The organism is Paracoccus haematequi (assembly GCF_900631945.1).
In the GTDB taxonomy this organism is placed as follows: Bacteria; Pseudomonadota; Alphaproteobacteria; order Rhodobacterales; family Rhodobacteraceae; genus Paracoccus; species Paracoccus haematequi_A.
Genome location: NZ_UZWE01000048.1, coordinates 1 through 22,300 on the forward strand (window position 1 = coordinate 1; position 22,300 = coordinate 22,300).

Sequence of the window (22,300 nt, forward strand, 5' to 3'; positions counted from 1 at the left end):
GCTGACCACGAAGATGCGGCTGCGCGACGCGCTGCGCCACATCCTGCTCGGCGGTCTGATCGCGGCCGGGATGGGGAGCCTGTCGATGGCGATCATCACGTCTTGGCTCAGCCTGCCGCCCGAAGCGATCCCGGCCGGGGGCGCGGCCGGATCGGCCGCCTATCTGGTCGGCGTCTTCGGACCTGCCTTCATCGAGGTGATGCTCGCCCGCCTGCGCCACGCCGGGAAAGGCGGTGGCGATGCATGACCTTCTCCGTCTCGCGCGCTCCCTGCGCTGCGACCCGGCCGATCCCGGCCAGGCTTTCCGCCACCGACTGGGCGTCGGCATCGCCATTGCCGCGCTGATCCTGATCCTCTCGCTTCTGGGGTGATTTCCATGCAGATGACTGCCAAGAAAATGTCTGATCGCGGCCTTCTGGCCCTCGTCCGGCACGAAGGCATCGTGCCCGGACCCTACCGTGATGTGAAACAGGTCTGGACCTTTGGCATTGGCCACACCGCCGCTGCCGGGGCACCCGATCCGGCCGCGATGCCGCGCGGCATGCCCGCCAATCTAGATGCAGGGATCCGCGAGGCTTTTGGGGTCTCCCGCGCCGACCTCGCGCGCTACGAGGCCACGATCCTGCGCGCTGTGAAGGTGCCGCTCGAACCGCACGAATTCGATGCGCTGGTTTCCTTCCACTACAACACAGGCGGCATCTCCAAGGCGGCGCTCACCCGGCACCTGAACGCGGGCGACCGGGCTGTCGCCGCCGCAGCCTTCATGGGCTGGCTCAAACCCGCTGCGATCCGCCCGCGCCGGGAGGCCGAGCGCGATCTCTTCGCAACGGGCCGCTATCCCGCCGGCACCATTCCCGTCTGGTCGGTGGATCGCAGCGGACGCGTCGATTTCTCGCGACCGATCCGGCGTCTGACCGAGGACGAGGCGCTGGCGCTGCTGCGCCCCGCAAGCGTGCCGGTGCCGAGACCATCCGTGCCTGCCGCCACACCTGAACCGGCAATCGGCTGGCTTGCCCGGCTGAGCGCCTTCTTCTCCACCCTGATCCGGAGGGCCTGATCCCCATGCGCTACATCCGTCCGACCTCGCTCACCTGGTGGGCGGGGTGCCTCGCCATGCTCACTGGCATCGCCTCCCTCGCGTTACCCGCCACCGGGCCGCTCGGGGAACTCTCACGCTTCGTCGCGCTGCTTGCAGGTTCAGGCGACGCCTCGCCCGCGGGCCTGATGTTCCTCGGGCTCGGCCTGATCGGCCTGCGGGACCGGATCGAGCGCGGGTTCCGCGGCGATGCTTGAGTTCCTCGCAGGGATCATCCTGGGCGGGGGTCTCGGCGTTTTCGTCGTCGCCCTCTGCGTCGCGGCCGCGCGCGGGGATCACGACGATGGCTGAGTTCCTGATCTGGCTGGTTGCAGGTCTCGGCGCGATCGGAGGCGTCGTCCTCGGTCGGGTCTGGGGCCGCGTGGAAGGCGAACGCCAAGGCAAACGGGAGGCGGAACGCGATGCCATGGAAGACAAGAGCAAGCGTCTCGAGCGTGGGCGGGATGCGGTCCGTGACGGTCGCGGTGCTGGCGATCCTGCTGACCGGCTGCGCCGCAACGATGGGCGCTGGTGATGCGGGCTGCGCCTCCTATGCCGAGGCGCGGCTGGCCCGGCCGCCTGTCTCTGCCGTCGCCGCCATGCCCCTGGAATGGGCGACATGGATCGCCGATCTCGACGACCGAATGACAGGAACCTGCCGATGAAATCCCTCTCGCCCGCGTTGCAGGCCCATCTCGACGACGGCACGACCACGCTCGCCTGGTGCTGGCGGATCACCCGCGCCGACTGCGTCGCCTTCGGCTTCACCGACCACGACCGGACGCTGAGCTTCGACGGGACCGACTTCGAGCCGGAAAGCGGCCTGACGGCGTCCGAGGTTCGCTCGGGCTCGGACCTGTCGGTCGATGCGCAGGATGCGGAAGGCGTGCTGACCTCGGACCGCATCACCGAGACCGATATCCTCGACGGCCGATGGGACAACGCGGCCGTCGAGGTCTGGCGCGTGAACTGGGCCGATACCGCGCAGCGCGTTTTGATGCGGCGCGGGGCTATCGGCCAGATCCGCCGCGGGCGGCTGGCCTTCGTCGCCGAGGTCCGCTCGCTCGCCCATGTGCTCGGGCAGACGGTGGGGCGAACCTTCCAGGCGAGTTGCGACGCGGCGCTCGGCGATGCGCGCTGCGGCGTCGATCTGGAGGGCTCGGCCTTCAAGGGCAACGGTGCCGTCATCGATCTCCTGCGCGACAGGGCCTTCACCGCCTCGGGCCTGGGAGCATTCATCTCCGGCTGGTTCACCTTCGGCACGCTCGACTGGACGAGCGGCGCGAATGCGGGGCGGCGCACCGAGGTACTGGGTCATGATGTCACAGACGGTGTTGCGATCCTGACCCTGCTCGAGGCGCCAGTGCGCGCGATCGCCGAGGGCGATGCCTTCACCATCCGTACGGGCTGCGACAAGCGGATCGAGAGCTGCGGCGCGAAGTTCGCCAACACCGCCAATTTCCGGGGCTTCCCCCATATCCCCGGCCAGGACGCCGTTCTGCGCTATGCCACCAAAGACGGCGGCCACGACGGGGGTGTGCTGTGAAGCCCGCCGATCCGGATCGGGTAATAGCGGTTGCGCGGTCCTGGCTCGGCACGCCGTACCACGACCAGGCAACTCTAAAGGGTGTCGGCTGCGACTGCCTCGGGCTGGCCCGAGGCGTCTGGCGCGAGGTCGTCGGCCCCGAGCCCTTCCCGATCCCGCCCTACAGCCGGGACTGGGGTGAGACCGGACCTCGCGAGGTGCTGGCCGAGGGCGCGGGGCGCATGATGATCGAGGTGTCGCCCGCCGAGGCCAGTGCCGGTGCGCTGGTTCTCTTTCGCATGGATCGCCGCGCCATCGCCAAGCATGTCGGGATCCTGACCGGGCCCGACACTTTCCTTCACGCCTACGAGCGGCTCGGCGTGATCGAGGAGCCTCTCACGGCAGCCTGGCGGCGGCGCATCGCCTTCGCCTTCCTGTTTCCGCAACGCTGAGATCCTGACATGGCCACCCTCATTCTCGGCGCCGCCGGTGCCGCCATCGGCGGTTCGATCGGTGGCGCGATCCTCGGCGTCAGCGCCGCGACCATCGGCGGCTTCATCGGCTCCACCATCGGCTCGGTCGTCGACAGCTGGATTGTGTCCTCGCTCGCGCCGACGCAGCGGATCGAAGGGGCGCGGCTCGACAGCTTGCGCATCACGTCCTCGACCGAGGGAGCCGTGATCCCGCGGCTCTATGGCCGGATGCGGATCGGCGGCAACATCATCTGGGCCACCGATTTCCGCGAGGAGACGAAGACCAGCACGCAGGGCGGCGGCAAGGGCGGCGGGGGCGGCAAGGTCAAGACAACCGAATATCTGTACTATGCAAGCTTTGCCGTGGCGCTCTGCGAGGGGCCGATCACCGGGATCGGGCGCATCTGGGCCGACGGAAAGCCGATGGACCTCTCGGGCGTCACCTGGCGCTGGTATCCCGGCGACGAGGCGCAGGCGGCCGATCCATTCATCGCGGCGAAGATGGGCGCGGCCAACACGCCCGCTTATCGCGGCACGGCCTATGTCGTTTTCGAGGAACTGCCGCTGTCGAGCTACGGCAACCGCCTGCCGCAGCTTTCCTTCGAGGTGTTCCGGCCGCTCGCCGACCCCGACACAGCCGAGGGGCTGACCCGCGCCGTCACCCTGATCCCGGCCTCGGGCGAGTTCACATATGCCACCCAGGCCATCCGCAAATCCTCCGGCGGCGCGACTCAGGCCGAAAACCTGAACGCGCTACCCGACACCGCCGACATGGTGGTCGCGCTCGACCGCCTGCAGGCCATGGCGCCGGCCGTCGAGAGCGTCAGCCTCGTCGTCGCCTGGTTCGGCGACGACCTGCGCGCGGGTTCCTGCAATCTGCGCCCGGGCGTCGAGGTCACGGCGAAATCCACGGCGCCGGTCGGCTGGTCGGTCAATGGCGTCAGCCGCGCCAATGCCATCCTCGTCAGCCGCGACGCTGAAGACCGCCCTGTCTATGGCGGCACGCCCGCTGATTTTGCCGTGGTACAGGCGATCCGGGAGATGAAAGCGCGTGGGCTGCGTGTGACCTTCTATCCGTTCACCCTGATGGACGTCCCGCCCGGCAACACGCTGCCGAACCCGTATTCCGACAACGCCGCCGAGATGGGACAGCCGACATTCCCCTGGCGCGGCCGGATCACCTGTTCGCCCGCGGCAGGCTATGCCGGGAGCGTGGACAAGACAGCCACGGCGTCTAGCCAGGTCGCAGCCTTTTTCGGCAGCGCGGCCCCCTCTGACTTCGCGATCTCGGGCGACACCGTCTCCTGGACCGGCCCGTCCGGGGACTGGGGCCTGCGCCGCATGATGCTGCACTACGCCCATCTCTGCGCGGCGGCGGGCGGGGTCGATGCCTTCCTGATCGGCTCGGAGATGCGCGGGCTGACCACCATCCGCTCGGGTGCCAGCAGCTATCCGGCCGTCACCGCGTTCAAGGCACTCGCCGCCGATGTTCGCGCCATTCTCGGGGCTGGCACGGAGATCGGCTATGCGGCCGACTGGTCCGAGTATTTCGGGCATCACCCGGGCGACGGCTCGGGCGATGTGTTCTTCCACCTCGATCCGCTCTGGGCCGATCCGGAGATCGATTTCGTCGGTATCGACAATTACATGCCGCTCTCCGACTGGCGCGACGGCTTCGAGCATGCCGACGCGGCCGAGGGCTGGCCCGCGATCTACGACCGGGCCTATCTGCAGGCGAACATCGCGGGCCGTGAGGGATTCGACTGGTTCTATGACAGTGCCGCCGACCGCTCTGCGCAAGTCCGGACCCCGATCACGGATGGCGCAGCCGGCAAGCCATGGGTCTTCCGCTACAAGGATCTGCACGGCTGGTGGTCGAACCTGCATTACAATCGCCCAGGCGGGGCGGAGAGCGGCACGCCGACAGCATGGGTGCCGGAATCGAAGCCCATCCGCTTCACCGAACTCGGCTGCCCGGCCATCGACCGGGGCACCAACCAACCCAACGTCTTCTTCGACCCGAAATCGTCGGAGAGCTTCACGCCGTATTTCTCGCGGGGCTGGCGCGACGACACCATCCAGCGCGGCTATCTCGAGGCGACCTATTTGTTCTGGGGTGAGGCAGCGAACAACCCGCTGTCCTCGGTCTACGGCGGCCGGATGGTCCAAGTGCCGGAATGCGCGGCTTGGACCTGGGACGCGCGGCCGTATCCGTTCTTCCCCGAACTGACCGATGTCTGGACCGACGGACCGAACTGGCGGCTCGGCCATTGGCTGACCGGCCGCCTCGGGGCGGTGTCGCTCGCCGCGCTTGTGCGGCACCTCTGTCTACGCGCGGGATTGTCCGACGATCGCATCGACGTCACCGGCCTCTGGGGCGCGGTCGAGGGCTATGCCATCGGCGCGCTGGAAAGCCCGCGGGCCTCGATCACCACGCTGGCGCGGCATTTCGGCTTCGACGCCGTGGAGACCGAAGGCGTGATCCGCTTCGTCATGCGTGGGCGGGCGGCGGCGGCGAGCGTCGCACCGGACGATCTGGTAGCCGCCCGCGAGGGCGACGTGTTGGAGCTGACGCGCGGCCAGGAGACCGAGCTGCCGCAGGCCCTGAAATGGCAAGTCGCGCGGGCGGACGAGGATTACGACGCCGCGCAAGTCGAGGCCCGGCGCATCACCGTCGACACCACACGCATCGCCTCCGAAAGCTTTCCCATGGCGGTGCCGCCGGAGGAGGCCGAGCGCCGTTGCCGCCGCGCGCTGATGGAAGCGTGGACCGGCCGTGAAAGCGCGGCTTTCCGGCTGCCGCCCTCTCGGCTGGCACTCGACCCGGCCGATGTGGTTATGCTCGCCCATGACGGCCGGTCCATCCCGCTGCGGCTCATCTCGATTGCCGACGCCGACGCGCGCGGCATCGAGGCCGTCCGCCAGGACCGGGAGGCCTACGACCTCCCGCCCGGCGCGCCGCGACCCTCGACGCTGTCGCAGGCCGTGGTGTTCGGTGCGCCCGAGGCGGTCCTCCTCGACCTGCCGCAGCTCACCGAGGACCAGGCCGCGCATCGGCCATTCGCGGCGGCGCATGCCGTGCCTTGGCCGGGCGAGATGGCGGTGTTCCGCAGCCCCTCTTCGGACGGGTTCGACCTGCTGACCACGTTTGGCAGCCGCGCCCGTCTCGGCACGCTGGTCTCGGACTTCTACGCGGGCCCGACGTCGCGCTTCGATCTCGGGAATGCGCTGATCGTCAATCTGCTCACCGGCACGCTGGAAAGCGTGACAGACCTGACCCTCTTCGGTGGGGCGAACGCACTCGCTATCGAGAGTGCGCCCGGCGTCTGGGAGATCGTGCAGGCGAGCGAGGCCGAGCTGATCGCCCCGGGCCGGTATCGGCTCACCCGGCTCCTTCGCGGCCAGCGGGGCACCGAGGGCGTCATGGGCAACCCAGCTCCGGCCGGCGCGCGGGTCGTGGTGCTCGACGACAGCCTCGCCTCGCTGCCGATCGCCGTAGCCGATCTCGGCATCCCGTGGAACTGGCGCATTGGTCCAGCCAGCCGCCCTGTCAGCGACGAAACCTATGCCGTGCAGGCCTTCACGCCCGCAGGCGTCGGGCTGCGGCCGTTCTCCGTCGCCCATGTCGCGCAGCCGTGGCGAACGCCGCGCACGCCCGGCGATCTGACGATCCGGTGGACGCGCCGGTCCCGCGCGCTTTCCGCCGACAGCTGGGGCGGGCTGGAGGTGCCGCTGGCCGAGGAACTGGAGGCCTACGAGGTAGAGATCCTCGACGGCGCCACGGTGAAGCTGGTGCTGAGCACGGCCACCACCAGCGCGCTCTACACCGCCGCCCAGCAGACCGCCGACTGGGGCGCGCTGCTCGGCCCCGGCGATACGCTCGACATCCGCATCTACCAGCTCTCCGCCCTCGTGGGGCGGGGCGCGCCCAAGACCGTCACGCTCCTGTTCTGAGGCTTTTCCTATGTCCGATGCCACGACCCATCTCCTGCTGCCGTACATCCTGGCGGCACAGGCCCAGAAGCACGTCACCCATAACGAGGCGCTGCGGATCCTCGATGGACTGGTCCAGCTCTCCGTCCTCGACCGGGACCTGACCGCGCCGCCCGGAAGCCCCGCCGATGGCGACCGCTACATCGTCGGCTCGGGCTCGACAGGCGAATGGGCGGGCTGGGATCTGAACGTCGCCCTCTGGTCCGACGGTGCCTGGCTGCGCCTGCCGCCGCAGAATGGCTGGCGGGCATGGGTCGAGGACGAAGGGCTGCTGCTGGTCTACGACGATGCGGGCTGGATCGGCACCACGCCCGCGACGCTGCAGGATATGGCGCTGCTCGGGCTCGGCATCACTGCCGACTCGTCGAACCCGTTTTCGGCCAAGCTCAATGCCGCGCTCTGGACGGCGAAGACCGTCGCCGAAGGCGGAACCGGCGATCTCTTCTATACCATGAACAAGGAGGCCGTCGGCGACGATCTGGGGCTCACATTGCAGACCGGATTCGTGACGAAGGCTCTGCTCGGCCTCTTCGGATCGGATAGGTTCCGCCTCGCGGTCTCGCCCGACGGCACCACCTTCTTCGATGGGCTCATCGTTGACAACGCCACCGGCATCGTCGATCAGCCCCGTCTGCCCCGGTTCAAGGCCTACACGAACTACGACAACTATGTCGGCGTCGGGACGTGGACGAAGATCGGTATCAACAACAGCGACATCAACGACCAGGGGGCGTTCGACGCTGGGAACAACCACTTCGTGGCCCCTGTCGACGGCACCTACCTCTTCGGCGCGACGCTCCTCTACAAGATCAACGCGAGCGCCACTGCGCGCATGCGCGGACGGCTTGTGCTGAACGGCACGACGGAAATTCGCGGCTCCCTCGGCGAAATCTCCGCCACCCACGTCTCGCTCGCCACCGCCATCTGGCTGCAGACGATGGTCCCGCTCACCGCGGGCGATACCGTCGAGCTGCAGGGGTATTTCCGGGTCGCGGACGGCTACTTCGCGGCAGACCACACATCCTTCTGGGGCTGCAAGATCGGTTGATCGCAGCGTCCGCACTGAAGTCAAGCTCAGGAGGACTGCACACCTTCCGCGCAGATCTCGATCTGATCTTCGTCGGACAGAAGCCAGGCCGACAGGAGTTCAGCCGAGGCGGTCACCTGATCCGGCTTTCGCAGGGCGCACTCCCACACCGTCGCCACACGCCACCCGTCTTCCAGAAGCGTCGCGCGAACGGTCTTGTCCCGAGCAACGTTCGCGTCGAACTTTGCCTGCCAGAACTCCGGGCGAGTCGACGGCGTGGTGGTGTAGCGACATCCCTCGTGACGATGCCAGAAGCAGCCATGCACGAAGACCACGGCGCGGTACTTCGGAAGAGCGAGGTCCGGCCGCCCGTGAACCTTGCTGGAATGAAGCCGGAAGCGAAAGCCGCGCGTGTGCAATGCCCGCCTGAGAGCCAACTCAGGCTTCGTGTTCTTGCCCCGTATTCCCGACATCATTCGGGAACGCGTCTCTTGGTCCACGATATCTGTCATATGCTCCCTGGCTTTCGTCCTTGAACCTGGTATACACCGGCTGAATGAAATTCGTCAGGAGCCTGATTTGCCTTCCACTTTCGGCATTGTCGATCTGTTTGCCGGTCCAGGCGGCCTTGGCGAGGGGTTCGCGTCCCTCGTCCAGGACGGCCATGCGCCGTTCCGGATCGGCATCTCGGTCGAGAAGGAGGCGTCGGCCCATCGAACCCTGACGCTGCGTGCCTTTCTACGTGAGTACCGTGGACGTCATGGCGTCTTGCCGAAAGAGTTCATCGATTTCCATGCCGGGCTGGCATCCGAACCGGACTGGTCAGCCGTCGATGCCGAAGCGTGGCAGCATGCCACCGACGAAGCCCGCGCGCTCGAGCTCGGCACCGGGGCTGCGGCGACCGCCATCGATGGCGCCATCGCGATGCTGAAGGCAAAGTACGACGACACGATCGTGATCGGCGGCCCGCCCTGTCAGGCCTATTCCCTGGTGGGACGCGTTCGCTCCAGAGGCAAGGTCGGTTACGTCCCGGAGGAGGATGCGCGGCACTATCTCTTTCGCGAGTACATCCGGGTCCTCGACAAGCTTCGCCCGGCCGCATTCGTGATGGAAAACGTGAAGGGCATGCTTTCGTCCACCGTCGAGAGCCGACTTGTCTTCGAGATGCTGATGGAGGATCTGTCCTCGCTCGGCACGGGCCATGCCCATCACTACGAACTTCGTGCCGTCCGGGTCGAGGATGGCAAGGCCAGCCTGCAGGAGGCGGCACAGCCTTCTGATTTCATCGTGCGCGCCGAGGCGTTTGGCCTTCCGCAGCGTCGCCACAGGGTGATCATCGTCGGGATCCGTTCGGACCTCGCAGGACGGGCCGCCGATGCGGAGATCGCTGTGTCCGGGATGGCGCGGACCGTCCGCGATGTCATCGAAACGATGCCCGCCTTGCGAAGCGGTATCAGCCGCGGGCGCGACGACGCGGCTGCCTGGCGCGGAGAGGTCCTCGACGCCGCAAAGCTGCTGGCCGGCATCTCCAAGGGGAAGGAGAAACATGCGCTCCGCGAAGCGTTCCTGACCGTTTCGGAGCGAGTGAAGGAAGACCCGCCTATCGTTCGGGCCGCGTCACGGTTGCCGGACGACTATGGCAATTCGAACGATGAGTTGCTGCAGTGGATCGAGCGACCGGAACTTCGCGCGATTGCCCAGCACGAGACGCGCGGGCACATGGCGTCGGATCTGGGCCGCTACCTGTTTGCTGCCGTGTTCGGGACCGTCCGTGGCTACAGCCCGAAGGCCGCCGATTTTCCTCTGGTGCTCAGCCCCGATCACCGCAACTGGCACAGTGGTGTCTTCAATGACCGCTTCCGGGTTCAGCTGGCGGACGAGGCATCGACCACGGTCACGAGCCACATCTCGAAAGATGGCCACTACTTCATTCACCCCGATCCGATCCAGTGCCGGAGCCTGACGGTGCGCGAAGCTGCTCGGCTGCAGACATTTCCCGACGATTACCTGTTTCTTGGCAACCGCACGCAGCAGTATGTCCAGGTCGGAAACGCCGTGCCTCCGTTTCTTGCGAGGCAGATTTCGAGATTGCTCCTTTCAGCTTTGGGCTCTAGATCCGTTGGCGCCGATCAGCGCGGCCTTAGCATCGTCAATTGACCACCAAGGGCGTCGAGCATGTATCATCCGGTGGCAGTTGGAACAGACCAAGGCAAGGTCCTTCAGGTTCGTCTTGCCGTGTTCACCGAGCGATGAAATTGGCAGGGTGTGGTGGCATTCGATAAATTCCCGGCCCCTCTCTCCGTAGGTTTGCAAGAAATCGAAACCACAGACCTCACAGGCAAGACAGCCATGCTGTCTCAGCGCGACGTATTTCTTCTTCTTCACGAGTGTACTGTTTCGTTCTCGGGAAACATGAACTCGGGTCATTATTCGACCTTCTGATGCTTCGAATTCGGGTTCATCGAAAGCCAAGATCTCCGCATCACTGTCGCCGATTAACTCCAAGATCCCATTCGCAACCCGTGCCACCTCGTCCGGACGTCCAGAAAATTGCTCCCAAAGCTCAACTTCAAGCCTGTTGCCATTGGTTAGCCCCTTTCTGCCGTTATCAGTATATTGGGGGTCGAAAGAACTGAAGTTTCGCAACTTCATGGCGATTGCATCTGGCGTTCGCAAAAGCAATCCGCGTTCTATCAGGCCCAAGGCTGCACCAACTTTCGCGATACGCTGCGCGAGTTCACCGATTTCCTCAGATTGGGGCCGTGGATCAAAATTACCATGATTCAGATGATAGTCGAGTGCAATGATTAGCTCGTCACGGGTCCAATCCGGATTTCGGTGTCGACCCTGCTCTACAAGAAACTCACGAACCTTGCGGAACAGATCTTCATCGCTGTTCCGTATCCAGTGTTCGTGAACTGCGCGGTCTCGTGCGCTTAGCTGTGATCCCCTTTTTTGTCCTTCAGACCAGCCCTTTCGACCATTGTCAAAAAGGGTATCAAAAATGTCTCGTGTTCCTTTCAGTGTGTGGCGAAACTGCTGTAGTGAGCGCCCTTCCGCAAGCACGTCAAAGAACAGGTCGTACGCACCATTCCAACTGTCGACGCCCAGTGAGGTAGGCGGCCTCGACACCTTGCCATCGGAAAAGTCTGTGCAACGCGAAAGAAAGTACCCGACCAGGATCATGTCGTCGGATCGTTTCCGTGTCTCGCCGATGTCTCGAACTGTTGCCATTTCTGTGCTGACCAAATGATCTCTATTGCTTGATTTCAGGAATGGACAAGGAATGAGGCGAGTAGTCCGCCGCTCTGACTTTAGCCCACGTGTCCGCACGCTTCGCCACTTCCGAAATCTGCTGGCCCGGGGCAATCCTGTTGAACTCGGCGTTCACGACCACGGCCCAGTCCCAGAGCAGGTCGCGCAGACCGCCAGAAATCCCCTGTCGCATCCAGATCTGCTCGAGGTCGAGCCTGTCGCCAAGCCGGTCAGCGACCACCGACACGACGTAGGTGGCGATGTTCACCCATCCTTGGCGGAACACCTCCTTCGCCTCCTTCGTCTTGATCATGCTCTCGATCGCCTTGAACAGAATGACCTTGGCGATCATCGCCCGATACCAGCGGGCATCGAGCGGGCTGGGGACAATGCTCGGGTCATCATCGAGTGCAGCCATGAATGCCGCGAAGTTCTTCTCGCCAGCCATTGCGACCTGGTTCGGCTTGCCGCGCCATGCTTCATGGTACTTCGCGATGTCGTTCTTGGTCAGCTTGCGTTTTGGCGGGACCATCTCTTTCAGGTTTCGCCTCTTCGCGGGCGTGGTACCTTCCCTCAGCAGCATGACGTTGTAGGCGCCAGCCGCGCGCTCGTAGAACCATCGCGTTGCGCCGTCCGGGCACCACGTGTCGTTTGCAAGTTTTTCAAGCTCTCGATGGAACGGGCGGTTTGCCGACAGGTCGGACATCTTCACCGCGTTCTGGCTGTTCGCATAGCGGGAGACGTTGCTGATCAGTCGCTCGCGTGCCTCATCCTGCGATCCCTTGAGGATAATGATCTTTGCCGGGACCATGACATGGCTGAGATCGATGGTGCGATCGTCGCGCGAAGAGAAGTAGATGGTCGAGGTGGTCTGGCCGCCGTTAACGATCTGCAGGCCCTTCAGGAACGACAGGCCCAGATTTCCGTCCTCAGTCCGCTCGAACGCCGCTTCGTCGCAGACAAGAACGAGGCCATTGTTGAAGGCAAGAAAGTGCTCCGGTTCCTTTCGCAGCGTTTCGACGATGCCCTTGTTGACCGCGCGCTTGTTCCCCAGGAAGGTGCGGATGTTGGCTTCGAGCAGCGTCGTCCCGTAGCGCAGATAGAGATCCCGGATGAGCTGCCCGGGAATGGCAGTAAGGGCATACTCGTAGTCCGCATCAGGGTCTGGGACGTGTACGCAGGGGAGTGCCCGACCGATCGACTGGACGAAACTCACGGCCAGCTCGTCTCGCGGCTTGCCCTCGGTGTGGCGGAACAGCCTCTCCATATCCATGGCCTCAACGGCCACCATCTTCTGGTGAACCTCCTTGTTCGAGAACCGTTTGGTTTTGGTCTTGCCATCGGTGATCACGAACACACGAAGTCGGTCGATGTCGCCCCAGCGAGAACGAATGGTCGCAACCAGATCCCTGACCGGATGCGTCGGATCGATCCTTGCATCGAGGTTGCCGCTTGCCGCTCGAAACAGAAAGCGAACGCCTTCGCTTGCGGTTGCGGTGGCATCCGAGTCCCTGAGATCGTTCAGTTCTTCGGTCCCGAAATAGTGGGTCACGAACAGGTCGAGAGCCGTTTCATCGGAGCTGAGCGCATAGCCCGTAATGCGGAGTTTCGCGTTGCCGACCTTGCCGCTCCAGTGGCAAACGGTTGGTGCCTCGCAGATCCCGGTTTCTGCGACATGCTCCATGACCATTTCCGCAAAGACGAGCTCATCCGAAGGAAAGGGGCCTTCGCCGGCCTCCACGCGCTCGGCGATGATGGTCTGCAAGTCGGAACGAAAGTTGCGGTGAAATTCTTCAAGGCTCATGGCAGTCAAGTCCAAATTCGTTGATCAGCTCCGGAATCCCAATGGAGTGGACTTCCAAGGCATCGAGGTCGATTACATAAGTGGCCGAACGGATGGCCGCTGGCAGGGAGGCACGCGTAAGGCGCGGCATGTCACCTTCCGAGCGGAATGTTCTTGCATCCTTCAATGCCAGCGTTCGGCTGTAGAGCGGTGCATGTTCTTCGAGGTATCCCATCACCATAAGCAATGCCTCGAAGCCGCGCTGAACTCCGGCCAGTCCAAACCTCTCGCGGAGTACGGACACGAGATCGACAAGCGAGATCCCGTCCATATTTTCCTCGAAGCGGAAGGCGCAAAGGAAGATGGGAGCCCTGTCACCGTCCAGCTGCTCGATGCTGTTGATCCGCGCAAGGAAGCTGCCGGTCCGGACCGTGCTCTTCACCTCTATCGCGCCACCCCGAACGTGGAAGTCCTGTGCAGCCCGCAACGGTCCCTGCCAGCAGTCGAGAGCACCGGCTCCGAGGGAGGTGTCCGTGAGCAGCCTGAGCATCCAGAGTTCGCCAAGCAGGCCGATCTGTGCATCGGACGAAAGAGGGCGGTGGGTTCGGGCCATGAAAGCCTGCCACTCCCTCACCCTTTCGAGGAAGGTCTCCATGACATCGCGGCCCGCGCTGTTGGCTGCTGTCTCCAGAGTTCTCAAGACATCAACGACCATGATGGCGAAGATGTCGGGGGAGCCTTCCGGCCGCCTGACGAGAGCAATCGCCGTCTTGCCTGCGAATGCGGACTGACCCTCGATGCAGGACACATCGAAGCCCTTGCCTTCAGGAAGCCTTGCGGGGTTCACAGGCCACGATCCCGGAAAGGAGACGATCAACGCCTCCCGTCCGAGGGGGAAGTGACACCCCGCCTCGACAGAGACGGCGCCCATATCGGTGAGATGCACAAATCGCCAGTCTTCCGCCGCTTCCTGCCGCGCGAGCGCTCGCCAGGCGCGCGCAATCCCATCTTCAGTCCACCCAGTCATTGAGGCCTCCCCATAGTACGCTGTTGGCGATGTACCTCGAGTTGGAGACCCTTCTCTCGGAAGTGCTTGACGGAAAACTGATGGCCCAGGCGACGACGGGATCGGCATTCTTCAGTTCATCGACGCCCGCACCCTCGGGATCGAGCAGATAGAGCATGAGCAGGCCGCGTTCCCGGCGAGATGGAATGCCCGCTTCGGCGACGCCTTCTCCGAGTACATGACGGATCTGTGGACCTCTCGGTTCGGACGGCGGCTCCTTGCCTTCGTTTCGCTCCGTGTCGTTGCGCCAGGTCTTCTGGCTGAGATCGAGCGCTGCCCTCCATTCTGCCTCGGTCAGATCGATGGCCTGATCGCGAGGCGAGATCAGGGTCTTGATCGAGTATCGATCCGCATGTTCGGTCGTGCGCTTGCGCTGGAGCATGTTGACCGAGAAACCGCCTACCGTGCGGTGCTTGTCGTCCGGGCCGCTGTCCTTCCCGATCAGTGCGACCGTCCAGTTCGTCAGCTCACGATCCTTGTTCATTTCCTCGATGAAGTCCGCAATCAGCGGACTCATGATCCTGAAGCTGGCGGAGTGGGTCCTGTAGTCCCGCAGAAACGAGATGACGTTCAGGGCTGACACATTCCGCCAGAGGTGACCGTTCCACTTCTGACCTTGTGGAACGAAATGCTGATCGTTCAGATCCGTCGATGGACCGAGTGCGCTGATGAATCGATCCGTGGCATTGAAGTTTGCAGTGATGTCCTCCTTGCGGTTGGGAAACACGATGGTCTGCAGAAGGTCGCCCGAGTAGGTCAGCTGCATCGCGCGAGCGTTTCTCATCTTGGCCCGAGAGGTCACCGTCAGCACGGAATGCGATTTCACCCGCAGACCGAACTGTTTTGGCGTAGCGCCGGCCGCGACCATGTTGTCAAACTCCTGGCGGAGCTCTTCTGCGGCATCGGCGATGTGGCCGAACCACTCCACCATTTCCTGCGATGTGTAGAGGCGGCAGACATCGAGGTAGCCGTCGCGATAGCCGAACCATCGCCCCATCTGCATTAGCGTGTCGTACATGCGTGCGGTTCGAAGGAAGTAGCTCGTGCAGAGACCCTCGAGCGTCAGACCACGCGCCAGCTTGTCGCCGCCGATGGCAATCACCTTAAGGCCGGTGCCATCATTTTCGGCGTAGTCGAGTGCGTCCTTGGCCGTGCCGTTGATCTCGCGGACGCGAATGTCGGACAGTACGTCGGGGAGGACGGCACGAATGTCGGCCCATGAGAAGTCCTCCAGCGTTTCACCCTCGACGAGGGCGGAACGGATCCCCTGCATCCCTGGCAGAAAGGTTTCCTGATACTCCGTGCGCATGGACGCCTCGAGGTTCTCGAGCTCGATGCCGCGGGTGTAGCGGCCCTTCAGATCTCGCACGTACTCTGCGACCTGGTTGACGACGGCGTTCTGCACCGAGGTGAAGCGGGTAACGTGGATGAGCATCGAGGAGTGTTTGCTGCCCTGTCCGCGCAGCTTCCTCACGGCACAGGCATAGACGAAGGAGCGGATCGCTTCTGCGAGCGAGTCCGGCACACGGTCCTCTCCCTGCCATCGCGGTCGGTAGCCGTTCTTGTGTCGTGGCGGCATCCACGGCTGGAACTCGTCATCCGAGAGCGGGCGCACCAGAGGCAGGTCTTCGGGCGTGCTGGAAGCCGATCCGAAGACACGACCCGGCCCGACATAGTTCGATGGTGCCGCAAGGCTGGTGATGAAGGCTGCCGGGAAGAGGTCCGGTCCGTGTTCCTGCGTCTCGCCGCGGTCATGAATGAAGATGTTCGCGAAAGGCGTCGCCGTGTAGCCGACATAAGCCTTCCGCGAGAAATGGTGGAGGATCGACCGGATCAACCTGTTGATCGTCTTGGGCTCGTGTTCGAGATCCGGGTTGCCGAACTCGTCCACGACATCTTCACCGGTGTCGACAGATCCGTGATCGGACTCGTCGTCTATCACCATGAGAGGCAGGTTGGTGACGAGTTTGCGACCTGTTTCGGGGTCGACGTGATTGGCCACACGGTTGCGGATCCAGTGCAGCAGGCGCTCCAGCACCGTCTTGTTCTTCTTGACGACGAACAACCACGGTCGCTGTTCCGGGCTGATGTTCATCTTCGCGGCAACGGCCGTGTTGAAGTCGCCCTTGTCGCTCCGATTCGTTGCAGCATTGGGACGGACCGACATGTCCTTGTCGATCAGTCCGACCCCCACTGCTGGGAGCTCGTCAGCATCCGCGATGGTGGCAAAACCGAGAAACCCCTCGTCCAGGCGGATCTGGGTCTGTGCTCTGAGGTTGTTGTGCAGGCCGGCGAGCACGATGATGATCTTGTATCCAGCGTCGGCGGCCTTGCAGATCAGTCCGGTATAATTGCCTGTCTTCCCCGACTGAACGTGGCCAACGACCAGTCCGCGACGATCCCAGGCACCTTCCCGGGTCGGGTCCTCGAGCTGTGAGAGGACTTCGTCAGTGGCGACGTCGAGCGCGTCGAGGGCTGTCCAGGGGATGCGCGCTTCCATGTACTCCGAGTAGCGCTGCCAATAGGTCCAGCCCTTCTTTCTTTCTGCATCAAGCCAGGCAACATGGTCCTCACCGCTCGACAGGGTGGCGTTCTCGCCCACCGTGCGGCTTGACCGGCGGATCAGTTCGTCAACGAGCGCGTCCCGATCAACAAGGGCGAAATCGTCCTCCATCATGATCGACAGCTTGGTCAGCTCCTTCTCGATCATTTCCGGAGTGACAGGGCTCTGAGCGCGTTCCGCAGCAAGGCGGAGCATGTTCTGGGCCATGGAAAGGATTGAATCGAAGGCCTTCTGGTTTGAAATCGTCATTGCGTGTCTTTCGCTTCAAGGGCTGCAACCAAGTCGAGGTGCCGGTCGAATGGGGGCGTGCGACCGAGCCGCTCGCGCGCCTCGGTCGGGCTGAGCCCGCGGAACTTCACCAGTGCTTCAAACATCGAGGACAGGGTCTCCATCACCTCGTTGTCAGCCGCTCCGGCGAAACCAGTTCTCGGCGTCTCCTTGTCTTCCGCCGTATCCAGCCAGATACGCTGCACGGGCACTGTCTCCTCGATCAGCCTCAGAAGAGCGAGGATGTCGGGCTTGAGTGGCCCGGCGCGATCGAGGATCGAGGCGACAAGATCATGGTCACGAGCGATCCGGTAAGACGTTCCTTGTGCCGAACGCCGCACTTGCCAGGCTTCGGCGACTGCGTTCGGGCGCGTGCCTGAGGCCGGGGTCACGTGTCCCCGGTGGGCGAAGACCCGCCGCGCCGTGTCGCGTGTTTCTGTTGCGAGACGATGAAGCTGGGATCGCAGGCGCACCGGGGGGCTGGCCGTCGATTTCAGGACATTGATCTTCCAATCGGCATCCGCGCTGTTCGGTATGTCGAGCCGGATACGAGCGAGCCTGTGCGCTTCATCGCGCGGCCATGGCTTGCCGCCATCGCCGAGGCCAAGCCAACCCCCAGCAAGAAGGAGACGCTTGTTGCGGTAGACGTAGAAGCCCTCCTGCTGGGTCCATCCCCCGGGCCCCGCCGCCGCTTCCTGCTCGGCAGGCTTGAGCATGTCGCGATGCGGAAGGACGTGGCATTGCACGGTCACACCGGTGGTGTGGAGGATCCGATACTCGGGACTTTCGAGCGCCTTGCCGGGATGACCGATGAGGTACGGATCCCAAGGCTTCAACCCTCCGCCATTGAGCGAGAGGCGCAGAATAGGCTGTTGGCCATCGATGAGGCGATGGAAGGTCATCGCAAGATGCGCCTCCACGCGATCAGCGAGCTCGATCATGTCGGTGGCCACGAAGCCATCCGTCACGATACGGTCCAGTTTCTCCCAGAGTACGACGGTGCCGTGGGCCATCTGATCCAGCGGCGCGAGCAGATGCTCTGATCCCGGCGCCGGTCCCTCGAAGAGCGGCCAGTCTGCCCCGGGTTCCTGACCGATGAGATCGAGGTCCCAGCGTAGGCAGACGACCGGTCCACCTTCCTTCCGACTGGCGACGGTGAGGCGACGGGCCTGAGAGAAGCTGGCCGTCTTCAAGCCGAGCCCGAAGCGCCCGAGGTCGGTGGCGGCGCGTTCAGCCCTCGGATCGCGAGCGCCAAGACGCATGCCCGCCTCCAGAGCCGCATCGTCCATGCCGTCGCCGTCATCGACGATTCTTACCCAGCTCTCTGGACCGGCCCACTCAAGATGAACGGCGACGTCGCGGGCATTTGCGGCGATGGAATTGTCGACCAGATCGGCAAGTGCGGTGGGAGGCGCATAGCCGAGTCCACGAAGGGACTCGAGCATCGATCCGGCATGAGGAGGAGCATTTCTTACACCCATCCCGTCACATCCCCAACAATTCTTGGAGCCGACGCTTGCGGCCCGGATGGGAAAGTCGATCAAGGCCCTTCGCTTCGATCTGACGAATGCGCTCGCGCGTCACGCCGTAGATCTGACCGATTTCCTCGAGGGTCATGTCGGTCTCGCGCCCTATACCAAAGCGCATCCGGATCACATCAGCCTGACGTTCCGGCAGATCAGCCAGCGCTTCTGTCACGATCCTTTCGGTTTCTGCCTGGTCGAAGACATCCACTTCTGAAGGCTCGGGCAGCAGGTTGTCCCAGTCGTCAAGGCTTGCGGGATATTCGGCTTCACGTGGGATGCCGCGGAACTGTCTGACCTCGTCGATTGTCCATTCGAGCTCTTCGGCGAGTTCGAGGTCGGAGACGCCGCCACCGACCCGAACATCCAGCCGCTCGAGCGCGCGATCGAGCTTGGTGATCTTCTCGTTCCGATGCACTGGGATGCGGATCGCCGCGCCTTCATCAGAACGCCATCGCGTAATGGCCTGTCGCATCCAGTAAGTGGCGTAGATGAGGAAGCGATAACCACGCTCGGGATCAAATCGCCTTGTGGAACGCTGCAGACCCATGAACGCCACTTGGAACACGTCCTCTGGATCCTCGCCTTCCTCCACGTTCCGCGAGGCAAACCGCCGCACGTAAGGCAGATGCTCGCGTATTAGGTGCTCGGTAGCGGATTCGGAAATCAGTATTTCGGCTTCCAGCTGACTGGCCTCGGCTTGGCACGCTGGGAACTGTTCCAGTCTGCGGACCAAACCCTTGTGAAATGCGAGCGAGAGTTCCAATGCCTCGAGCGCAGCAAGTGCCTCTCTTCGTCGTTTGCCGTCCATCACCCGGCCGGTAGTGTGCCACGACCTCAGGGTGTCCGCGGCGGCCATTACTTCAGACGTCTCCGCATGACCCGGGCGTGAAGGAATGATCGTTCTAAGGGAAACCGAGCCGGGGTCTCGTGAACCGTCGCGGATGCGGTCCATGACGTCGAGGATTGTTTCGACGGCGGTCTCGGAGGCCAAGATGCCCAGCTGGAGCTCCTGCTTGGCCCGCATCATGGGCTCCAGCAACTGCAGCTCTTCTGATTTATCCATGACGAAGCGCTTTGTGCCGGGAAGCCGCGTCCGACGCGTAAGGGCTGCCTCTATCGCGTCAGCAAGGTCATCGGACGATGTGTCCGAGACGGCGTCCCAGAGTTCGACATCATGCCCCGTCGCCTGAGTGAAATCGAAGCCCGCTGCTTCAAGGTTGCGCTGGAGATTGATACGCAGTTCCTCGAGATCACCATTCCCTTCGCAATGGGCGACCAGGTGGTCGATATCGTCGAGGGAGCACCGACCCTTTGCCAGAATCTCCTCTGCCCAAGTGAAGCAGAGCTCCGGGTCGATCGACATCCGCGTGCCGGTCTGGACGACAGCGCGTTTGACCGATTGCCGGCCGCGGTTCCGGACTTTCAGGAAGTCGTTCTCTGCACCATGATCGGCCGTCACCGCGGCGCTGGAGCCGATGCCTTCTCCAGCAATCGGCGCAGCTGAAAGGTCGAGATCCCAATCCCCGTCATCGTTATCCGAAACCACTGGTGACGAACTGATGAACGCCACGAATGTCCCCGATGCCGTTTCGCCCGCGTACTGATCGAAGAATTCTTCTGGTTCTGCCTCAGCTTCGAAAGTCAGCAGGTCATCCAGTTCGTCGGTCCTATCGGCTGGCTCCGTCTCCTGAAAAACGGCGACACGATGCTCCGGAACTCCATCGGGCGCGGTGACGACATCCTCGACCACAAGTGAAACCTCGCGCTCGCTAACCGTCTCCGTTTCCGTCTCCGGAGACCCCGCAACAAGCGAAGACAGAAGCTGCGCGGCGAGACCGTGACCTTCGGCAAATGCCAAATCCGCAGGTGTCTGTCGGTCGTGGTTCAGTGCGCCGGGGTCGGCACCTGACCGAATGAAGAGATCGCAGACGGCCAAATTGCCCGTGCGCGCGGCAAGGTGGAGTGGTGTATCACCTTTCGGGTCGGCGGCGTGGAGGCGAGAAGATTCCGCAAATTCGGCAAGCCTCTCGAGCTTCCCTTCGGCGATCAGCCGGATTTCGAAAGGCCCAAGAACATGGTTTTCCGATTCGCTCGCCGTTTGGTCGCGACTGCCGAGGATGCGGGACAGTCTATCCATGATCTTCATGAATGACCTCCCTGTTGAGAAGCACGATCTGCTGGTCCTGCGGCTTCCTCGCGCCGGGATCAGTATCAAGCCCCAGACGCCTGAGCGCGTAGTACAGCAGCGCGCGTCGGACCTTGATCTTCGCCTTGCCGCCACGCATCCCGTAGTCGAGCGCGATGACCTTGGCCTGGGTTTCGGAAAGGGCGGGGTGGGGCCCGATTTCCAGAGTGGCTTCAGTATTCCAGTCGCGGTCGTCCGTCGCGGACACATCGCTTTCCCGACACTCTCGAATCTCGAGCATTCGTGAGAGCAGGAAGTCCTTGAATGCTTCGTCGGTCAGGCAGAATGCCCGTGTGTGCCAGCGGAACCCGTCAAACGCGATGGCATGGGGGGCGATCCAGCGCCAGCGCGACTCGGGGCTGGACAGGGACTGGTACTTTACCTCGATCGCCTCGGACCGACGGATTGCGCCAACGACCGAACGAAGCGTCGCCGGATTAACCCCACGAACCGGCGTAGGGGCGGCCGCGTAGGGCGGGAGGTTGGCGATCCAGGCGTCCTCGCGGTCCAAGAGCCCGTCAGCGACTGATCGCAGCTGTGCAAGATAGCGGCTCGCGTCAGGCTCGAGGAACTGCGGCTTGAACTCGGAGCCTCGTACATAGGTTCGCGCACTCTTGTCGTAGAGCATGTTGTCGGGGGCGAAGCCGATGTACCGATTCAGGTCGGTGGACGCCTGGTTCACCGATACCCCGAACTGATCCATCAGATCGCTGCGGTTCACATGTCCCTCCCAGAACAGGCGGAACTCTATGAACTCGAGGCGCTGCTCGACACCCCAACGAAGTTCCGACCGGTCGCTCTCCAAAAATCACCTCCGGGCCAGATCGGTGGACCCGCAAACTATGCGGGCCCATTTTCTGTGCTCTCGATGACGCTAACTGAGGGGAGGAAAGCGGGCAATCGAAATTGTGCGTAAAGTGATTGTTTTCGAACGCAGTTCTATCTGCAGATGTGGATGGAGGTTATGGCTTGGGCCGGAGGGGCGGAATGGTGCGTGGTGGCGAACTGCAGGCTATTCAGCACACGCAACTTCCCTGCGCAGGTCAGAAATAGTCGCCGCGCAGGGTTTTGCTGACGATGCCCCCGCCGGTTTCAGCGCCCAGCCTTGATCTCCTCCAAATCACGCAGCTCTTGCTGTTCGAACGCCAGCACATCTTCGACACGATAGATCACCCGCCCGCCTAGCTTCATGAAGCGCGGCCCATCGCCGATCCACCGCCACCGCTCAAGTGTCCTTGGGCTAATTCTCCATCGGGCAGCCAGCTCGATTTGACTGAGGTACATTTCTCGCATTTCCGTTTCCTTTCGAACGACCACCATGGTCGCACGACAACGAATGCGTAGAATGAAAACCTATTCAAGTCAGTGTATTGGGGGCGCTGCGCGTTGCGGGCGGCGCCCTTCGGACAGTGGGCGCAGCATCGAATTGCCCAGTGAACCGGCGTCAAATTGCGAAATGTTCCCTAGGGTCTGTGGGGATTCATCGTGAGTTGATAACGGCGGCAGCGAGGTAGATCATTGCTTCAAAGCTCCGGTCGGTCTTGCAAGCACGCATGGCGATG

At 63.3% G+C, this 22,300-nt stretch carries 20 protein-coding genes; 11 read left to right on the plus strand and 9 right to left on the minus strand.

Translation table 11 applies throughout. The annotated features are described in order from the left end of the window. The 10 genes from PARHAE_RS16150 to PARHAE_RS16190 form a co-directional block, all read left to right on the plus strand. Nucleotides 1–247, plus strand: a 247-nt coding sequence (locus tag PARHAE_RS16150; RefSeq protein WP_126155602.1) for a hypothetical protein, incomplete at its 5' end; no start/stop codon positions are given. Then, on the plus strand, nt 240–371 hold the full coding sequence (locus PARHAE_RS21925) for a hypothetical protein (protein ID WP_255453271.1): 132 nt from the start codon (nt 240–242) through the stop codon (nt 369–371). The genes PARHAE_RS16150 and PARHAE_RS21925, both read left to right, overlap by 8 nt. Before the next feature lie 5 nt (nt 372–376). Next, a complete protein-coding gene (locus PARHAE_RS16155) occupies nt 377–1,057 on the plus strand; it encodes a lysozyme (protein WP_241232850.1) in 681 nt (226 codons plus the stop codon). Between the two features lie 5 nt (nt 1,058–1,062). Beyond that, nucleotides 1,063–1,293 (plus strand): hypothetical protein, encoded by a 231-nt coding sequence (locus PARHAE_RS16160; protein WP_126155603.1) that lies wholly within the window; start codon nt 1,063–1,065, stop codon nt 1,291–1,293. Further along, complete coding sequence (locus PARHAE_RS22170) at nt 1,286–1,387, plus strand: DUF3789 domain-containing protein (RefSeq protein ID WP_126155604.1); 102 nt, start codon at nt 1,286–1,288, stop codon at nt 1,385–1,387. Before PARHAE_RS16160 ends, PARHAE_RS22170 begins: the two co-directional genes overlap by 8 nt. A gap of 110 nt (nt 1,388–1,497) precedes the next feature. Then, complete coding sequence (locus PARHAE_RS16170) at nt 1,498–1,740, plus strand: hypothetical protein (RefSeq protein WP_126155605.1); 243 nt, start codon at nt 1,498–1,500, stop codon at nt 1,738–1,740. Beyond that, on the plus strand, nt 1,737–2,621 hold the full coding sequence (locus tag PARHAE_RS16175; RefSeq protein ID WP_126155606.1) for a DUF2163 domain-containing protein: 885 nt from the start codon (nt 1,737–1,739) through the stop codon (nt 2,619–2,621). Before PARHAE_RS16170 ends, PARHAE_RS16175 begins: the two co-directional genes overlap by 4 nt. Then, entirely contained in the window at nt 2,618–3,052 is a 435-nt protein-coding gene (locus PARHAE_RS16180) for an NlpC/P60 family protein (RefSeq protein ID WP_126155607.1), read from the plus strand. Before PARHAE_RS16175 ends, PARHAE_RS16180 begins: the two co-directional genes overlap by 4 nt. A 9-nt stretch (nt 3,053–3,061) precedes the next feature. After that, nucleotides 3,062–7,027 (plus strand): baseplate multidomain protein megatron, encoded by a 3,966-nt coding sequence (locus PARHAE_RS16185; protein WP_126155608.1) that lies wholly within the window; start codon nt 3,062–3,064, stop codon nt 7,025–7,027. A gap of 10 nt (nt 7,028–7,037) precedes the next feature. Then, nucleotides 7,038–8,114 carry a DUF2793 domain-containing protein gene (locus PARHAE_RS16190; protein WP_126155609.1) on the plus strand — a complete coding sequence of 359 codons (1,077 nt, stop codon included), beginning with the start codon at nt 7,038–7,040 and terminating at the stop codon, nt 8,112–8,114. Nucleotides 8,115–8,140: 26 nt separating this feature from the next. On the opposite strand, the gene PARHAE_RS16195 is transcribed toward PARHAE_RS16190, so the two are convergent. Further along, complete coding sequence (locus PARHAE_RS16195; protein WP_126155610.1) at nt 8,141–8,605, minus strand: very short patch repair endonuclease; 465 nt, start codon at nt 8,603–8,605, stop codon at nt 8,141–8,143. 67 nt (nt 8,606–8,672) lie between these two features. On the opposite strand from PARHAE_RS16195, the gene PARHAE_RS16200 reads away from it, so the two are divergent. Then, nucleotides 8,673–10,250: a DNA cytosine methyltransferase gene (locus tag PARHAE_RS16200; protein WP_206437002.1), complete on the plus strand. Its 1,578-nt coding sequence runs from the start codon at nt 8,673–8,675 to the stop codon at nt 10,248–10,250. On the opposite strand, the gene PARHAE_RS16205 is transcribed toward PARHAE_RS16200, so the two are convergent. The 8 genes from PARHAE_RS16205 to PARHAE_RS16240 form a co-directional block, all read right to left on the minus strand. Beyond that, a complete protein-coding gene (locus tag PARHAE_RS16205) occupies nt 10,191–11,279 on the minus strand; it encodes an HNH endonuclease (RefSeq protein ID WP_241232851.1) in 1,089 nt (362 codons plus the stop codon). The genes PARHAE_RS16200 and PARHAE_RS16205 overlap by 60 nt on opposite strands. A 70-nt stretch (nt 11,280–11,349) precedes the next feature. Further along, on the minus strand, nt 11,350–13,152 hold the full coding sequence (locus PARHAE_RS16210) for an AIPR family protein (protein ID WP_164555282.1): 1,803 nt from the start codon (nt 13,150–13,152) through the stop codon (nt 11,350–11,352). Then, on the minus strand, nt 13,142–14,158 hold the full coding sequence (locus PARHAE_RS16215) for a PD-(D/E)XK motif protein (RefSeq protein WP_126155614.1): 1,017 nt from the start codon (nt 14,156–14,158) through the stop codon (nt 13,142–13,144). Before PARHAE_RS16215 ends, PARHAE_RS16210 begins: the two co-directional genes overlap by 11 nt. Then, nucleotides 14,142–17,009, minus strand: a complete 2,868-nt coding sequence (locus PARHAE_RS16220) for a Z1 domain-containing protein (protein ID WP_126155615.1) — start codon at nt 17,007–17,009, stop codon at nt 14,142–14,144. The genes PARHAE_RS16215 and PARHAE_RS16220 overlap by 17 nt, the downstream gene beginning before the upstream one ends. Then, nucleotides 17,006–18,472 carry an ATP-binding protein gene (locus tag PARHAE_RS16225; RefSeq protein WP_241232852.1) on the minus strand — a complete coding sequence of 489 codons (1,467 nt, stop codon included), beginning with the start codon at nt 18,470–18,472 and terminating at the stop codon, nt 17,006–17,008. Before PARHAE_RS16225 ends, PARHAE_RS16220 begins: the two co-directional genes overlap by 4 nt. A gap of 40 nt (nt 18,473–18,512) precedes the next feature. Next, nucleotides 18,513–20,699: a sigma-70 family RNA polymerase sigma factor gene (locus tag PARHAE_RS16230; protein WP_164555283.1), complete on the minus strand. Its 2,187-nt coding sequence runs from the start codon at nt 20,697–20,699 to the stop codon at nt 18,513–18,515. Next, nucleotides 20,683–21,543: a BrxR family helix-turn-helix transcriptional regulator gene (locus PARHAE_RS16235; protein WP_126155617.1), complete on the minus strand. Its 861-nt coding sequence runs from the start codon at nt 21,541–21,543 to the stop codon at nt 20,683–20,685. Before PARHAE_RS16235 ends, PARHAE_RS16230 begins: the two co-directional genes overlap by 17 nt. 287 nt (nt 21,544–21,830) lie before the next feature. After that, on the minus strand, nt 21,831–22,031 hold the full coding sequence (locus tag PARHAE_RS16240; protein WP_126155618.1) for a helix-turn-helix transcriptional regulator: 201 nt from the start codon (nt 22,029–22,031) through the stop codon (nt 21,831–21,833). Nucleotides 22,032–22,300 lie beyond the last annotated feature (269 nt).

Excerpts from the sequence above, each read along its gene's own strand:
- PARHAE_RS21925 (WP_255453271.1), top strand. The coding sequence starts at position 240 with ATGCATGACCTTCTCCGTCTCGCGCGCTCCCTGCGCTGCGACCCGGCC.
- PARHAE_RS16155 (WP_241232850.1), top strand. The coding sequence starts at position 377 with ATGCAGATGACTGCCAAGAAAATGTCTGATCGCGGCCTTCTGGCCCTC.
- PARHAE_RS16160 (WP_126155603.1), top strand. The coding sequence starts at position 1,063 with ATGCGCTACATCCGTCCGACCTCGCTCACCTGGTGGGCGGGGTGCCTC.
- PARHAE_RS22170 (WP_126155604.1), top strand. The coding sequence starts at position 1,286 with ATGCTTGAGTTCCTCGCAGGGATCATCCTGGGCGGGGGTCTCGGCGTT.
- PARHAE_RS16170 (WP_126155605.1), top strand. The coding sequence starts at position 1,498 with ATGCCATGGAAGACAAGAGCAAGCGTCTCGAGCGTGGGCGGGATGCGG.
- PARHAE_RS16175 (WP_126155606.1), top strand. The coding sequence starts at position 1,737 with ATGAAATCCCTCTCGCCCGCGTTGCAGGCCCATCTCGACGACGGCACG.
- PARHAE_RS16185 (WP_126155608.1), top strand. The coding sequence starts at position 3,062 with ATGGCCACCCTCATTCTCGGCGCCGCCGGTGCCGCCATCGGCGGTTCG.
- PARHAE_RS16190 (WP_126155609.1), top strand. The coding sequence starts at position 7,038 with ATGTCCGATGCCACGACCCATCTCCTGCTGCCGTACATCCTGGCGGCA.
- PARHAE_RS16195 (WP_126155610.1), bottom strand. The coding sequence starts at position 8,605 with ATGACAGATATCGTGGACCAAGAGACGCGTTCCCGAATGATGTCGGGA.
- PARHAE_RS16205 (WP_241232851.1), bottom strand. The coding sequence starts at position 11,279 with ATGATCCTGGTCGGGTACTTTCTTTCGCGTTGCACAGACTTTTCCGAT.
- PARHAE_RS16210 (WP_164555282.1), bottom strand. The coding sequence starts at position 13,152 with ATGAGCCTTGAAGAATTTCACCGCAACTTTCGTTCCGACTTGCAGACC.
- PARHAE_RS16215 (WP_126155614.1), bottom strand. The coding sequence starts at position 14,158 with ATGACTGGGTGGACTGAAGATGGGATTGCGCGCGCCTGGCGAGCGCTC.
- PARHAE_RS16220 (WP_126155615.1), bottom strand. The coding sequence starts at position 17,009 with ATGACGATTTCAAACCAGAAGGCCTTCGATTCAATCCTTTCCATGGCC.
- PARHAE_RS16225 (WP_241232852.1), bottom strand. The coding sequence starts at position 18,472 with ATGCTCGAGTCCCTTCGTGGACTCGGCTATGCGCCTCCCACCGCACTT.
- PARHAE_RS16230 (WP_164555283.1), bottom strand. The coding sequence starts at position 20,699 with ATGAAGATCATGGATAGACTGTCCCGCATCCTCGGCAGTCGCGACCAA.
- PARHAE_RS16240 (WP_126155618.1), bottom strand. The coding sequence starts at position 22,031 with ATGCGAGAAATGTACCTCAGTCAAATCGAGCTGGCTGCCCGATGGAGA.